The organism is Kibdelosporangium phytohabitans (assembly GCF_001302585.1).
Taxonomy (GTDB): domain Bacteria; phylum Actinomycetota; class Actinomycetes; order Mycobacteriales; family Pseudonocardiaceae; genus Kibdelosporangium; species Kibdelosporangium phytohabitans.
Genome location: NZ_CP012752.1, coordinates 9,875,473 through 9,889,430 on the forward strand (window position 1 = coordinate 9,875,473; position 13,958 = coordinate 9,889,430).

The window sequence follows — 13,958 nt, forward strand, 5'->3', positions numbered from 1 at the left end:
CGAGGGGGCGAGCAGGGCTTTCCGTTGCCAGCCTTCGGAAAGCCCGCCCTCAGCGGACCAGTTTGGCCAGCGGCGCCGCGATGTCCCCGCGTTTGCCGACGGCCACGCCGGACAGCCCCAGCCACCCGGCCATCAGCCGTAACTCCGCCGCCAGCTCCGGCAGCACCCTCGCTTTGTCCACACCGGACTCGGCGAACGCGCCCTGAGCACGCAGCAGGCCCGCCGCGCGGTCGGCCTTCAGGTCGACCCGGGCGACCAGTTCCCCGTCGAGCAGGAACGGGAACACGTAGTACCCGTACTCCCGCTTGGGCTCCGGGACGTAGATCTCGATCCGGTACCTGAAGCCGAAGATCCGCTCGGTCCTGTCCCGCTCCCAGATCAACGGGTCGAACGGGCACAGCAGCGCCCGACCCTTCACCTGACGCGGGGTCTTCGCGTCGATGTGCCGGTACGCCTTGCGGCTCCAGCCCTCGACGTGCACCAGGTCAAGGACACCGTCCTCCACCAGGGACGCGATCGCCCTGCGGTTGGCATCCGGGGCCAGGCGGTAGTAGTCGCGCAGCTCCGGTTCCGTCGCGATCCCCAGCGCCCGTGCCGACCGCTCGACCAGCTCGCGGGCCGCGTCGTCCGGCGGGACCTGGCGGCCGAGGACCTCCGGCGGCACCACCCGCTCAGTCAGGTCGTAGAGGCGCTCGAAGCTGCGCCGCGTACCGGTGGTGAGCTCACCGAGGCCGAACAGGTACTCGCAGATGTGCTTCACGTCCGACCGGTCCCACCAGGTGCCCTTCTGCCGCTTGGCACCCTCGCCGAGGATCGCCCGCTCCAGCGCCCCCGCGCCGATCGGGCCGAGTTCCTTCACCGCCGCGAGGACCTCCTGGACCAGGCCGGGCGACGAGTTCACGATCTGCTCGTAGTGACGCCACCAGCCGGGGCGCTTGCCCAGGTGCAGCAGCGGCCAGTCCTCCACCGGGATCAGGCTGGCCTCGTGCGCCCACTTCTCCACGAGCAGCCTGGGCTTGCGGGCCGTGTGCGACCAGGCCGCGTCGTCGATCAGGTCCATCGGGTACGCGCCCAGCCTGCTGAACAGCGGCATGTAGTGCGCGCGGACGGCGACGTTCACCGAATCCAGCTGGATCAGCTGCACCCGGGAAAGCACCCTGAGCAGATGCCGCCGGGACGGCACCGTCGTCGGGCGTGGATCGGTGAACCCCTGTGCGGCCAGCGCCGTGCGCCGGGCGGCGGCCTCGGTCATCGTCAACATAGTGACCGCATAGTGCCACCAGGCTCCGACAAAAACCCCTCGTGAGTGGTTTGGCCGGTAAGAACCGGCCAAACCACTCACGAGGTTGACCAGTAGGTTTTCCACCATGGCTGAGGCCGCGGTGCACACCGCTCAACCGGACGACATCGACCAGATCGCCCGCATCCAGGTGGAGACCTGGCGTGCCGCGTATGCCTCGCTGCTGCCCGACGAGGTGCTCGCCGGGCTCGACCAGGCCGAGATCGCCGAGGTCTGGCAGCAGACGGTCAAACAGGGCGACGCCACGGTCCACGTCGCCACCGAGGGCACGTGGACAGTCGGTTTCTGCGCCGCCGGGCCCGCCCCGGACACCGAGGTCGCGGACGCGGACGGCACGCTGCCCGACGACGCCGGGAGCGTCGGCATGATCGCGACACTGCTGGTCGAGCCCCGCTGGGGGCGGCGCGGGCACGGTGGACGGCTGCTGGCGTCGGCCGCCGCCGGACTGCGCGCGACGGGCAAGTCACGCGGCGTCGTGTGGGTGCCGGAGAACGACGATGTTTCCGTGGCGTTCTACGAGCGAGCCGGATGGCAACGAGACGGTATGGTCCGCACCCTTGACGCGGGCGGACGACCGCTCCGGGAGGTGAGGCTGACCGGAGAGCTCGACCTGAGGCTGGCTTGAGTCCTGCTCCGGAACGAGGTTCCCGGCCGCCCGGCTGGGCTACCCTGGCGTTGAACTGGGGATCTGACGCAAGGGGCCGGGAATTTGCTCGCAAGCCTGCTGATCGCGGCTGGTGTCGCGTTCAGCTCTGCGCTGATTCCCCTGGTCAGCACGGAGGTGTTCGTCCTCGCGCTGATCGCTCGCGAGCCGGAGATCCCGTGTCTCGCGCTCGGCGCGGTGGTCGCGGTCGCCCAGGTGCTCGGCAAGCTGTTGTACTACTTGGCCGCGCGTGGGTCGTTGCGGTTGCCGTCGTTCATGCACCGCAAGGACAGGCCGCTCACCGACCGGCGCATCCGATGGCAGCAGCGGACGAAACGGATACGCGGCTGGCTGGACCGGCTCACCGAGAAGTGCCACAAACATCCACATTGGATGACCGGGACGTACGGGGTGAGCGCGGTGGTCGGCCTGCCGCCGTACATGGCGACCACTGTGCTCGCCGGACTGGCGAAGATGCCGATGAGCACGTTCATCGCCGCCGGCTTCGCCGGCCGCTGCCTGCGGTTCACCCTGCTGGCGATGTCCCCCGCGCTGATCTCCGGATGGCTGCTGTGACCTCGGCGAGCCGCTGAACCCCTTCGGCCAGCGCGTGTTCCGGCGCGGCACCGAACGTCAGCCGCACGTACGACCCGGGCGGCTCGCCCGCGAACCACGACCTGCCGGGGAAAACAACGACACCGTTGGCTTCGGCCGCGTTGGTCAGCACCAGGTCGTCGATGCCGTCCGGCAGCCGCGCCCAGGCGTGCAGCCCGCCACTCGGCGTGTTCACGTGGAAATCCGGCAAATGTGAACGCATCGCGCTCAGCAACGCATCACGGCGGGACCGCAAGGCGCCCTGCAAAGAGCGCAAATGCCTGCGCCACACGGGGGACGTGACGAAGTCGATGGCGGCTTCCTGCAGCGGGCCGGAAACGTAGAAGTCGTCGAGTGAACGCGCTGTGCGCAGCCGGATCCCGGCTTGGCCGCGCGCCCCGATCACGGCCACCCGCAGGCCGGGCGCGGCCACTTTGGTCAACGACCGGACGTGGACGACGTGCCCGTCGACGTCTTCGGACGCCAGCGTCGGCGGGGCGACACCGTCGATCGTGAACCCACGGGCCCAGTCGTCCTCGACGAGGAACGCCCCCGCCGCGCGCACAATGGAGAACACCTCAGGCCGTCGCTCGGCGGACAACACGGCGCCGTGCGGGTTCGCGTGCAGGGGTTGGCAGTAGAACAACCGCGCGCCTGTGCGGTCGAACGCCGTGGCGAGCAGATCGGGCCGTACACCGTCGGCGTCCGTCGGCACAGGCACGACCCTCAACCCGGCGTCTCGCGCGACGGCGATGGCTCCGAGGTATGTGGGCGCTTCGAGGAGCACGGTGTCACCGGGCTCGGTCAGGCCACGGAACACGGCTGACAACGCTGCCTGGGCGCCCGGACAGATCAACATGTCGCCCGCCCGGAACTCGCCGCCCGCTTCCCTGGCGAACCAGGCGCGCAGTTCGTCACGTCCCTCCAACGGCACACGGCCCCACGCGGCGGGCCGGCGCGCGGCACGACCGAGTGCGGCGCCGAGCGCTTCGACAGGCAGCAGCGCGGGGTCGAGGTAACCGCTGGACAGCGGCAGCGTTTCCGGGCGTGGCACCGAGATGAGGCTGGCCACGAGGTCCTCGCCGGGCCTGGCCGGACTGAGCGCCACCGACTGCCACGACAGGTCCGGTAACCGCGCCGGTGCGGGCCGGGCGGCGATGAAGCTGCCACGACCGGAGCGGACCTCCACGAGGCCCTCCCCTGCCACACGCTGGATCGCTTGCTGCACGGTGACCGGCGAGGCCCGGTGCCGTGCCATCAGCGCGCGCACCGACGGCAGACGATCACCGGGCTGACCAGCGCGGACGAACGCCCGGAGATCGTCGATAACGCGGGCGGCTGCGTTATCCTCATTCATGAAGGCAGAGAGTAACGTTATCGCCCCGTCTCGGGTAACACCCGGGCTCGCGCTCGGCGCGCTCGGCGTTCTCGGGTTCAGCTTCTCGTTGCCGGCGACACGGCTGGCCGTCGGCGGGCTCGACCCGTGGTTCGTCGCGTTCGGCCGTGCCGCGGTCGCCGGACTGCTCGCGATCACCTATCTCGCTTTCGTGCGCGCGCCACGGCCGACCCGCCGCCAGGTCACGCGCCTGGCGATCGTCGCGCTCGGCATCGTGGTGGGTTTTCCCCTGTTCACGTCGCTGGCGCTGACCACACAGACGGCTGCACACGGCGCTGTCGTGATCGCCGGGCTGCCGATGGCCACCGCGGTGTGGGCCGTCGCCCGCGCCGGTGAGCGGCCAGGACGGGGGTTCTGGCTGGCCAGCGGGGCGGGGTTCGTGGCCGTGCTGGGGTTCGTCGCCACGACCGGCGCCGTGTCGGGCGGCCTGGAACTGGCCGACTTGTTCCTGTTGATCGCGATCGTGCTGTGCGGCTTGGGTTACGCCGAGGGCGGCGCGCTGGCCCGTGAGCTGGGCGGCGCCAGGACGGTGTGCTGGGCGCTTGTCGTGTCGATGCCGGTGACTGTGCCGGTCGCCTTGGTCACCGTGGATTTCAGCAACGCAGGCAGTTCGTCCTGGTTCGGATTCGCCTACGTGACAGTGATTTCCATGTTCCTCGGGTTCTTCGCCTGGTACGCCGGTCTGGCCAGGGGCGGTGTCGCGAAGGTCGGTCAGGTTCAGCTCGCCCAACCGATCCTGAACCTGACCTGGTCGGCGTTCCTGTTGCACGAACCGGTCGGCTGGTTGACCGTCGCGGCTGCCGCAGCCGTGCTGACCTGCGTCGTCTGGACGCAACGAAGCCGATCGTGAAGATTTTCAGATAACGAACCGGTAACGAAGCGAGTACGGTTGAACGACCCCGCCCAACGCGCCCGTATCCCCCACTGAACACGAAAATCCCCGACCCGGCTTCCGCCCGTCAACCCCGAGCAACACCACCACGCAGCAGTGCCGCCGAGCTGCTTCGACGGTACCCCCTTGTCAAAACCGGGCGGACACAGTCTTTTCTTCAATGAAACAACGAGGTGAGTAGTCGATGGCCCGCAGCACTGGGCGGCACCGCATCTCCCGCCGAACGAAAATCGCCACCGGAGCATTAGGACTCGCGATAGCGGTCGGCGGCCTAGTCGTGCTCACGACTACCGGGAACGACCCCGATGCCAGCGCGGCGGGGGCGAACAAGTCGCAGTACGTGGACATCACCACGGTCAAACAGAACGTCCAGCAGGCCCGCAACCAGAACAACGCGTCGCGGGGAACGTTCACCGTGAACTGCGGACGCAACGAGAACGGGCACTTCAACGCCGACAACTTCATCGCGCAACCCGGTATCAAAATGGGTGCCGAGCACTTGCACGACTACGTCGGAAACCTGACCGCGAACGCGGACTCCAACAACAAGAGCCTCGCCAAGAGCGGAACCACCTGCAAGAACGGCGACAAATCCGCGTATTTCTGGCCGGTGGTCCGGATCAACACCAACGACCGGCAGGCACAGGAAAACGGGACGCGGGCCTCCGACGGGAACTGGCAGCGCTACCAGGAAGCGCAGCAGGACGCGGCGGTGGAGAAGCGCGAGCCGCGCGTGGACTGCAAGGACATCGCCAGCGAACTGCCGGAGGACGTGCCGGACGCAGCGGCACCCGCGGTCGAGCAGGAGCTCAAGAACCTCGACGCGCAGCGGGAGGAGGCGGAGAAGAAGCTGGATGGCGCCAAGAACCCGGAGCAGGAGGTCGTCAAGCCGCTGAACGAACAGCGCAAGCAGTCGCTGGAGAAGATCAAGCAAGCGGTCGGCCAGCAGGGGCAGGGCAAGGACCTCGGCCAGCTCGCCCAGTGCGGCGTGAAGCAGCCGAACAACGACGGCGTGACCGACGACGGTGACCGCAACAACGAGGTGAACACCGAGGGAACCGACCGGACTCACCAGCACAAGCCGGGCGACCAGAACCTCGAGATCGGCATCAACAAGGGCACGATCCAGCGGCCGGTGAAGGTGGAGCTGAGCTTCCGCGGCAGCCCGAACTCGAAGGTCAAGGCGATGCCGAAGTTCATGCGCATCCTGACCGGCGACGCGAAGGTCTCGACCAACGGGCCGAAGAACGCCCGGAAGGTGTGGACCTGCTCGGGCTTCGAGAACAAGGTGCTGCTCGACAAGTACCCGATCTGCCCCCAGGGCTCGCAGGTGATGCGGATCCACGACTTCCCGAGCTGCTGGGACGGCAAGAACATCGACTCGGCCAACCACCGCGATCACATCATCCACCGCGAGGCCAACGGAACCTGCAAGCGCGGGTTCACCCCGGTTCCCGAGCTGAGGATCAGCCTGACGTACAACATCTCCAGGGATGTGCAGCTCAAGCGCCAGTACACGCTGGACTCCTTCGCACAGGAGAAGAACAACCCGGCGTCCGACCACAACGACTTCGCGAACGTGATGTCCGAATGCATCATGTTCCGACTGGTCAAGTGCATCAACTCGGGCAAGCGGTGCAGCGAGTGAGCTGACCTGAAGACAGTGTTCCCCCCAACCCGCCGGGGAGCGTCCTCAAAGGACGCTCCCCGGCGGTGTTCTGTCGTTGCGGTAGGGATACACCTTGCACGGGGATAGCCGGTTCGCGAGCTTGTACCACGAACCCACCACGGCAAGGACAAACCAAACCCATCCACCAACCAACCAACCAACCCCAGCGGCAAACCCACAAGCACGCAGAGACCAGCCCCAAACGGCCCGCGCGCAACGCAGACCAACCGACACCGGCGAACCCACAAGCAGGCAGACCGACCACAGCGGCGAGCGCGCCAGCAGGCAGACCGTCCCGCAGCGGCGTGCGCGCCAGCGTAGAGGGGTGGTTCGGGGGTGCTCCTGCCCGTCGGCCTGGGCTACGCCAACCACGGTCTGTCAGGAGGTCCGCGTTCCCAAATCAACGCACAGCGCAGGCCCTACGGACCTCTTGACAGTCCGTGGTTCCCTCCGGGCAGGCCGTCGGGCAGGAGCGCCCGCGCATCGAAGGACACACCCCTGGGGCCCGAGCCGTGGAAACGAAGGACACCGGCCACCCGCTCCTGCCCCGAGGTCTGCTCCCGGCGAGGGACATCTTGTTCCGTGCACTGAACCGCAGCGTTCGACACACCGGGTCATAGCTGGGATGTGAGCACAGAACAAACGGGTCCCTCGCCGGGCGGCAGACCTCAAGGCAGGAGCCGGCAGTGGGTGTTCTTCCAGACCACAGCCGAGACCTTGGTGCGTGTACTGAGAAGGCGTGGGCGCTCCTGCCCGACGGCCTGCCGGAGGCAACCACACGCGTCAAGAGGCCCGTACGACCGCCGCTGACGCCCGCGACAAACGCAGCCGGACCTCCGGACACGTGCGGTTGGGCTACGCCCAGGCCGACGTGCAGGAGCACCCCCGAACCACACCCCTGCGCTTGCGCGCACGCCGCTCGGGGCTGGGCTGCGTGCTTGCGGCTCGCCGTTGTGGGTTGGCTTATGCCAGGGCGAATCGCACTGATTCTGGCTCGTATCGGTCACGTGGGACCGCGAACACTGCTGTCGCTCGTTCTCCGTCTCGCTCGGCGGAGTACGTCAGGATTCGCCATTCTCCTTCGTCCCAAGTGTCCAGCACGTCCGATCGCAACAGTGGATACGCCGACTGGTACACCTGGCTCTTGTGCAGTTGCTGCACCGTTGACGTCACCGGGATGTGGAACTCCTTGTTGCCCAACGGGTGTCGCAGCTTCACCTTCAGTCGCCGCAACGGAACCAGCCAGTACTCGTCCAATTCTGCGGACAGCAGCACGATCACCGCCGCGCCTGGGAACGCTGCGTACCACGGCGAGAGTTCGGCCGTGACCGCCATTGCCGCGAGTACTGCTGCCCTTGCCAACGCGCGTGCGCCGACTGGCGCGTACTTGTCGGACAGGCAGCCGCAGGACGACTCGGGCTCGGCTACCCGCGCCCAGAGCAGGTACCCGAACAGGCCGACGAACCAGGCGAACACCGCCCACGCGCCTATCGGTCCTGTCAGCAGCAGTCCGGCCGCGAGGCCGATCTCCACGCCACCGACGATCCGAAACACTGTATCCACACGGTCCTTGCCCACCGCCTTCGCGAGCGCCGACCTCTGTGAACCACCACGCAGCTTGAACACCGCCGCCCATACCAGCACGGCTGCCACGAGAACGTCCATCACGCCGCCGCAGCGTAGACGGTCGCGATGTCTACCTCGTTGGTGTCTGGCCGCCACGCACCGATGATCTGCGCGTGTTTGCCGACTTGGAGCAATGACAGGTCGCTGATCGCCGGGGTGCCGTTGTAGACCGCCGCCGTCGTGCCGGACACGACGTGCCCCACGAGCCGGTGGCCGTGGTGGTCCAGGTGCAGCACGTCGCGGTTGATCGCCACGATGTGCGTCTGGAGGTTGACGATGTTGAGCCAGACCGCGTCCGCCGCCAGCACCCCGTCCGGCATCCGCGCGCCGCGGGCGTACAGGCCATCGCCCACTTTGGCCTCGTCGAACGTCGTGTTGCGCAACTTCCAGACGCTGGTCCCGCCGGTCAGCTGGATGCGGTGGAAGGTTCGGTCCGAGCCGGTCACCATCAGCATCGTGCCGTTGATCCCCGTTATCCTGCCTTCGGCGAAGTCCGGGTCGACGGCGTCCGGCTCCAGCATCCACTTCTCGTCCTGGGCGAACGCTGTTTCCGGCGCGAGGGATCCCAGTGCCGTCGCGCCGACGACCGCTGTCGCGCTGCCGAGCACCGCACTGGTCAGGAACTTCCTACGTCCTAGTGATTCCATGTGGACACCCCTCTCAGCTTCGGATCGTGACGGGGATGATTCCGGCGGACAGGCTGCCGAGCCGGGTGAACGCGGCCGGGGTGAAGTCGATCAGCCGGTTCGTCGCGCACTTGCCGCTGCAACAGCGTTTCTCTCCGCACCACAGATCCGTCTGCGGCCCGCAGTCACGCACGGTGACCGCGATTTCCGTTGTGCCACACAGGTGTTTAACGAAGAACTGGTGACCGCACGTGCGGCGCAACAAATCGTCCCCACATTTGTCGGGACGGGTGATGTCGTAGCAAGCGTCCGAAGTGTTCGGCCACGCGCAGTGCAGGCTGGCGGACTTGCAGTTCCCGCACGCGCCGCCGCCCGCCGACGAACACGGGCCGAACGCCGGTCCACAACAGAACCACGACGCCTCGGACGTCGCCGGAGCCATGACTTCCGCAGGTGGTGATGCCATTTCTGTGTCTCGCTCCCTTCGAGGCTCCCCAGAACGCGCAGGTTTCGGTCGTTTCCTCAAATGGAAAAGGGCAAGACGCATCGCGAGCTCGGGAAACCCGAGCTCGCGGCGCTCCTGTCTGGCCCTCATCGCACGATCGTTAGCAGGGTGGGACTTTCGCGCGAACAGACGGGAGTTTGAAATGTTCTGACGAAAGGCACGGTACATCCCCGGCAGGCGATCGCACAGTCGCCCGTCCGGGGTAGTCACACCTTCTGGTTGGCCTACTCCCTGCGGGTCAGGGTGGCCCGGTTCAGCAGCGCCGACGCCACCAGAACCGCACCCAGCGCGAGGAGCTGGTACTGGCTGCCGCGTGAATCCTCGAAGGCGAGCAGGATTCCGGCGTTCAGCCAGACCACGAACAGCGAGGCGATCACCACGCCACCGATTCGGCCGATCCCACCCGTGATCGCTGTGCCACCGAGGATCGCGATCGTGATCGCGGGCAATGCCATGCCGTTGCCCACTGTTCCGGCGTCCGGCCGTGCGGACGCGAACTGCGCCACGGTGATCACAGCCACCACAGCGGACAGCGCCCCGGAAAGCACGTAGGCCCGGAACCTGATCTTCACGACCGGGAGGCCGGCGAACCTCGCCGCGGCCTCGTTCGTGCCGATCGCGTACAGCCGACGGCCGTAGTTGGTGCGATTCGCCAACAGCCAAGCCAGGACGACACACGGCAGCAGGAAAGTGAACACCTGCGTCGGAACCTGACCGACGGTGGAAGTCAGCGAGTGCAGGTCCTGCACCGGCTGGGTCGAGATCGGCGCGTTGTCGTTGCTCACCAGGGCCAGCGAGCTGAACGCGTAGTAAGTCGCCAAAGTCGCGATGAGCGCGGGAACCCCGAGCCAGGCGACCAGGAAACCGTTCACCGCGCCGAGAACCGCGCCAGCGAGGACAGCGCCGATGATCGCGATCCAGACCGGCCAGTGCCAGTCGCCGACCATGAACCCGAACGCCATCCCGACCAGGCTGACCATCGCGCCGACCGACAGGTCGATCCCGCCACGGCCGGACACGATCACCAGCAGCTCGGCCACCCCGAGCAAGCACAGCGGGACGACGGACTCCAAAGAGGACAGCAGGTAGTCCACGTCGTACGGCGCGACCAGGTAGCCGTTCGCCCCCAGCAGGCTCATCCACACCACGAGAACCACGAGCAACGCGACCAGAAGCAGGACGCGGTCGGTGACCAGCCGTTTCACTCCCGCCGCCTCCTTCGTTCCCGAACCAGGTCCGCGCCGACCGCCAGCAGGATGAACACCCCGATGAACAACGCGGTCAACTCACTGCGCCAGCCGAGCAACGTCACCGCGCTGGTGACCGTGCCGACGAGCAACGCGCCGAGGACCGTGCCGAGCACGGATCCGCGGCCACCGAGGATGCTCGTGCCGCCGATCACCACAGCCGCGATCACTTGCAGCTCAAGGCCCGTCCCGGCGCTCTGCGCGACGAGACCGCCGCCGCCGATGACGCAACAGGCGGCGAGCCCGACCAGGACCCCGGTGACCGCGTACACGCCGACCAAGCGCCTGTTCACACGGATTCCGGCCAGCCGCGCCGCCGGGGCGTTGCCGCCGATCGCGTACAGGTGCCGCCCGGTCGGCGCGTGTCGCATGTAGAACCACATCCCCGCGGCCAGCAGCACGGCCAGCAACCAGGAGTGCGGGATGCCGAAGCTGCGGCCGTCGGCACCGCCGCCGAGCAGCTCCAGCGTGCCCGGCACGCCCGCGACTTCCTTGCCCTCGAAGATCTGCAGGGCCACGAACCGGAATATGTTCAACGTGCCGAAGGTGATGATGATCGCGTGCACCCGGCCGTACGCCACGAGAACGCCGTTGAGCGCGCCGAGCACCCCGCCCGCGACCAGCCCGGCGACGACGGCCGGAACGAGCGTCAAACCGCTGTCCCGTACCAATTTCGCGACCAAGACCAGCACGACCGCGAGCGCGCTGCCCACCGACACGTCGATCCCGCCGGTCACGATCACGGCGGTCATCCCGATGCCGATGATCGTCACGGGCGCCACCGTGGCGAGGATGTTCTGCAGGTTCGACGCGGCGAAGAACGTGTCCGTGCCGAACCCGAGCGCGAGCCAGAGCACCGCGAGCACGGCGATCAGGACGACTTCCTGCCCTTCGGTCTTGCTCACTCGTCCCCCGCCGCGGCCGCGAGCACGTCGGCCTGCGCCGCGCCCTTGCCGAACCTCGCGGTGATCCGCCCGCCGCGCACGACCAGGATCCGGTCGGCCAGCCGCATCACCTCCGGCAGGTCCGACGACACCAGCAGCACGGCGGTGCCCCGCCCGACGATGTCACCGACCAGGCTGTGGATCTCCTCCTTGGCGCCGACGTCCACGCCCTGGGTCGGTTCCTCCAGGATCAGCACCTCCGGCCGTTCGACCAGTTGCCGTGCCAGTACGACCTTCTGCTGGTTGCCGCCGGACAACGTGGCGACCAGCGCGGACGGGCCCTGCGTCTTGATGCGCATCCGCCGGATGAACTCCTCGGCCGTTGTGCGTTCCCGTTTCCGCTTCAGCCACAGGCCTTTCAGCGACGCGATCGAGATGTTGAAGCCGACGCTCTTGGTGGCGAACACGCCCTGACGCGCCCGGTCGCCCGGCAGCATCGCCGTCTGTCCTTTGCGGACCTGCCCGGAGTCGGCCGGTTCGACGCCGTGGACGGCACGGGCGATCGAGCCCGTGCCCGAGCCGACGAGTCCGAACAGCGACACGATCTCACCAGGCCGGACCTCGAAACTGACACCGGTGAACCTGTTGCGGCGCCGCAGATCAGCGACCACGAGCGCGGGTTCGCCCGTGGGTGCAGCGCGTTCGGCTGTGTCGTCGTCGAGTGCGTGCCCGACCATCAGCTCGGCGATCCGGCGGACCGTGAGGTCCTTCGCCGCATGACTGGCGACGACGTTCCCGTCACGCAGAACCGTTACCCGGTCGGTGATCTGGGCCAGTTCGTCCAGCCGGTGGCTGACGTAGACGACTCCGACGCCACGCTCCTTGAGCGACCTGATGGCGTGGAAGAGCGTGTCGATCTCGCGGTCGGTCAGGATCGCCGACGGCTCGTCGAGGATGAGCACCCTCGCCTCGTGCGCCAGCGCCTTGGCCACGGAAACAAGCTGTTGCTCGGCGACCGACAGGTCGGCGATCCGCCGCGCGGCCAGTTTCGGTGGCAGCCCGAGGCTTTCCAGCAGCTGCCCCGCTCGCCTGCGTTGCTGCGGCCAGTCCACCCGGCCGTGCTTGCGCAGTTCACGGCCGACGAAGACGTTCTCGGCGACGGTGAGTTCGCCGAACAGCTGCGGATCCTGGTACACGGTCGCGATCCCGGCCTTCAGCGCCGCGACCGTGTCCCCTTCGGCCAGTTGCGTGCCGTTGAGGTGAGCGGTGCCGTCGTCCGGCTTCTCCGCTCCGGAGATGATCTTGATCAGGGTGGACTTGCCCGCGCCGTTGGCGCCGACCAGCCCGTGCACCTCACCCGTCCGGACCTCGAAGTCCACGCCCCGCAAGGCGTAGACGCCGCCGTAGTGCTTGCGGATGCCGGTCAGGCTGAGCAGCGCGTCAGTAGTCGTAGTCACCGACGTTGTCCTTGGTGAGCTTCAGCGGGTCACCCAGCAGCAACGTCTTGTCCTCGTACTTGACGGCCGGGAGCTTGGCCGAGACGTTGCTGGTCGCCTGCGGCTGCTCGCCCTTCTTGACCTTGAGACCGGCCCACGCGGTGAGGTAGCCGAGCTGTTCGACGTCCCACAGCACCGCGGCCGACGACGACCCGTCCTGCAGGTAGGGCTTCATCGAGTTCGGCGTGCCGACACCGACCGTGAAGACCTTGCCGATCTTGCCCGCCTCCCTGACCGCCTTGGCGACACCGGGAGCGGACGCGGTGCACTGGCCGATCAGGCCGGTCAGGCCGGGGTGGGCGTTCATCAGGTCCTTGGCCATGGAGACGGCCTTCGCCTCGTCCTCACCGGCGTAGACGGTGTCGACGAGGGTCGCGTCCGGGTACTTCTCGGCGGCGTGGCGCTTCTGGACGTCGATCCACGAGTTGAGGTTCGCGGCCGTCTGACCGCAGGAGACGATCGCGAACTTGCCCCGCTGGTTCATCGCGGTCATCAGCGAGTCGATGACGGACTTGCCGATCCCGTCGGCGGTGGCCTGGTTGACGAACATCTCCCGCACGGAGTTGGGGGCGTCGGTGTCGGACGTGAGCACCTTGATGCCCTTGCTCGCCGCGTCGGCGAGGATCGGCACGACGGAGTCCGGGTCGTTGGGGGCGACCACGAGGACATCGACTTTCTGCTGGATCAGGGACTTGAGGATCTCGGTCTGCGCGCCGGGGTCGGCGGTGGTGCCGCCCTTGTAGATCCAGTCGATGCCGAGGTCCTTCGCGGCCTTCTGGCCACCGGTGTTCATCGCCTCGAAGTACGGGATCCCCTGGAGCTTGGGTACGAACGCGACCTTGACGCGTGCCTGGTCACCGGTGGCGGGCTGGTCCTTCTTGCTACACCCCGTGACAACAAGACTGACGCTCAGTAGTATAGCGATGACAGCGCGCATGGCCGCTCCCCATTGAGACGTTTCAATCTCTCTCAGGGTGAACCTAGCCCCGGCTCAGAAATGGTTCAAGACCCCGCCAGCGCGGCCGTTCGGTCGACTGTGGACACGAGCGGGCCGGGTGTCCTGATCGTGTCGCAGAATCA

The 13,958-nt window shown here is 67.5% G+C and carries 13 protein-coding genes; 4 read left to right on the forward strand and 9 right to left on the reverse strand.

The window, feature by feature from the left end; genetic code table 11:
• Positions 1-49: 49 nt before the first annotated feature.
• On the reverse strand, positions 50-1,261 hold the full coding sequence (locus AOZ06_RS44030; protein ID WP_054294795.1) for a winged helix-turn-helix domain-containing protein: 1,212 nt from the start codon (positions 1,259-1,261) through the stop codon (positions 50-52).
• 106 nt (positions 1,262-1,367) lie between these two features.
• Between AOZ06_RS44030 and AOZ06_RS44035 the strand changes: the two genes are divergently transcribed.
• Together AOZ06_RS44035 and AOZ06_RS44040 are read left to right on the forward strand one after the other, a co-directional pair.
• Positions 1,368-1,925: a GNAT family N-acetyltransferase gene (locus AOZ06_RS44035; protein ID WP_054294796.1), complete on the forward strand. Its 558-nt coding sequence runs from the start codon at positions 1,368-1,370 to the stop codon at positions 1,923-1,925.
• Between the two features lie 84 nt (positions 1,926-2,009).
• The gene (locus AOZ06_RS44040; RefSeq protein ID WP_054294797.1) at positions 2,010-2,519 is read left to right on the forward strand and encodes a YqaA family protein; all 510 of its coding nucleotides are present in this window, start codon (positions 2,010-2,012) and stop codon (positions 2,517-2,519) included.
• On the opposite strand, the gene AOZ06_RS44045 is transcribed toward AOZ06_RS44040, so the two are convergent.
• Positions 2,470-3,894 (reverse strand): aminotransferase-like domain-containing protein, encoded by a 1,425-nt coding sequence (locus AOZ06_RS44045; protein WP_054294798.1) that lies wholly within the window; start codon positions 3,892-3,894, stop codon positions 2,470-2,472. The genes AOZ06_RS44040 and AOZ06_RS44045 overlap by 50 nt on opposite strands.
• Here AOZ06_RS44045 and AOZ06_RS44050 point away from each other — a divergent pair.
• Both AOZ06_RS44050 and AOZ06_RS44055 read left to right on the forward strand, forming a co-directional pair.
• Positions 3,893-4,783 (forward strand): DMT family transporter, encoded by an 891-nt coding sequence (locus tag AOZ06_RS44050; protein ID WP_083472335.1) that lies wholly within the window; start codon positions 3,893-3,895, stop codon positions 4,781-4,783. The two genes, AOZ06_RS44045 and AOZ06_RS44050, sit on opposite strands and share 2 nt — an antisense overlap.
• Before the next feature lie 226 nt (positions 4,784-5,009).
• Positions 5,010-6,473 (forward strand): DUF1996 domain-containing protein, encoded by a 1,464-nt coding sequence (locus AOZ06_RS44055; RefSeq protein ID WP_054294799.1) that lies wholly within the window; start codon positions 5,010-5,012, stop codon positions 6,471-6,473.
• A 984-nt stretch (positions 6,474-7,457) separates the two neighbouring features.
• Here AOZ06_RS44055 and AOZ06_RS44060 read toward each other — a convergent pair.
• The 7 genes from AOZ06_RS44060 to AOZ06_RS44090 form a co-directional block, all read right to left on the reverse strand.
• On the reverse strand, positions 7,458-8,159 hold the full coding sequence (locus AOZ06_RS44060) for a MauE/DoxX family redox-associated membrane protein (RefSeq protein WP_054294800.1): 702 nt from the start codon (positions 8,157-8,159) through the stop codon (positions 7,458-7,460).
• On the reverse strand, positions 8,159-8,767 hold the full coding sequence (locus tag AOZ06_RS44065; RefSeq protein WP_054294801.1) for a hypothetical protein: 609 nt from the start codon (positions 8,765-8,767) through the stop codon (positions 8,159-8,161). Before AOZ06_RS44065 ends, AOZ06_RS44060 begins: the two co-directional genes overlap by 1 nt.
• Positions 8,768-8,780: 13 nt before the next feature.
• Positions 8,781-9,212, reverse strand: coding sequence for an RlpA-like double-psi beta-barrel domain-containing protein (locus tag AOZ06_RS44070; RefSeq protein ID WP_218921879.1), 432 nt, complete (start codon positions 9,210-9,212; stop codon positions 8,781-8,783).
• Positions 9,213-9,475: 263 nt separating this feature from the next.
• Entirely contained in the window at positions 9,476-10,456 is a 981-nt protein-coding gene (locus AOZ06_RS44075; protein WP_054294803.1) for an ABC transporter permease, read from the reverse strand.
• Positions 10,453-11,403: an ABC transporter permease gene (locus tag AOZ06_RS44080; protein WP_054294804.1), complete on the reverse strand. Its 951-nt coding sequence runs from the start codon at positions 11,401-11,403 to the stop codon at positions 10,453-10,455. The genes AOZ06_RS44075 and AOZ06_RS44080 overlap by 4 nt, the downstream gene beginning before the upstream one ends.
• The gene (locus AOZ06_RS44085) at positions 11,400-12,839 is read right to left on the reverse strand and encodes a sugar ABC transporter ATP-binding protein (protein ID WP_054294805.1); all 1,440 of its coding nucleotides are present in this window, start codon (positions 12,837-12,839) and stop codon (positions 11,400-11,402) included. The genes AOZ06_RS44080 and AOZ06_RS44085 overlap by 4 nt, the downstream gene beginning before the upstream one ends.
• Positions 12,823-13,815 (reverse strand): autoinducer 2 ABC transporter substrate-binding protein, encoded by a 993-nt coding sequence (locus AOZ06_RS44090; RefSeq protein WP_054294806.1) that lies wholly within the window; start codon positions 13,813-13,815, stop codon positions 12,823-12,825. The genes AOZ06_RS44085 and AOZ06_RS44090 overlap by 17 nt, the downstream gene beginning before the upstream one ends.
• Positions 13,816-13,958 lie beyond the last annotated feature (143 nt).

Coding starts and splice junctions, on each gene's coding strand:
- AOZ06_RS44035 (WP_054294796.1), top strand. CDS start 1,368: ATGGCTGAGGCCGCGGTGCACACCGCTCAACCGGACGACATCGACCAG.
- AOZ06_RS44065 (WP_054294801.1), bottom strand. CDS start 8,767: ATGGAATCACTAGGACGTAGGAAGTTCCTGACCAGTGCGGTGCTCGGC.
- AOZ06_RS44045 (WP_054294798.1), bottom strand. CDS start 3,894: ATGAATGAGGATAACGCAGCCGCCCGCGTTATCGACGATCTCCGGGCG.
- AOZ06_RS44050 (WP_083472335.1), top strand. CDS start 3,893: ATGAAGGCAGAGAGTAACGTTATCGCCCCGTCTCGGGTAACACCCGGG.
- AOZ06_RS44090 (WP_054294806.1), bottom strand. CDS start 13,815: ATGCGCGCTGTCATCGCTATACTACTGAGCGTCAGTCTTGTTGTCACG.
- AOZ06_RS44055 (WP_054294799.1), top strand. CDS start 5,010: ATGGCCCGCAGCACTGGGCGGCACCGCATCTCCCGCCGAACGAAAATC.
- AOZ06_RS44030 (WP_054294795.1), bottom strand. CDS start 1,261: ATGTTGACGATGACCGAGGCCGCCGCCCGGCGCACGGCGCTGGCCGCA.
- AOZ06_RS44070 (WP_218921879.1), bottom strand. CDS start 9,212: ATGGCATCACCACCTGCGGAAGTCATGGCTCCGGCGACGTCCGAGGCG.
- AOZ06_RS44060 (WP_054294800.1), bottom strand. CDS start 8,159: ATGGACGTTCTCGTGGCAGCCGTGCTGGTATGGGCGGCGGTGTTCAAG.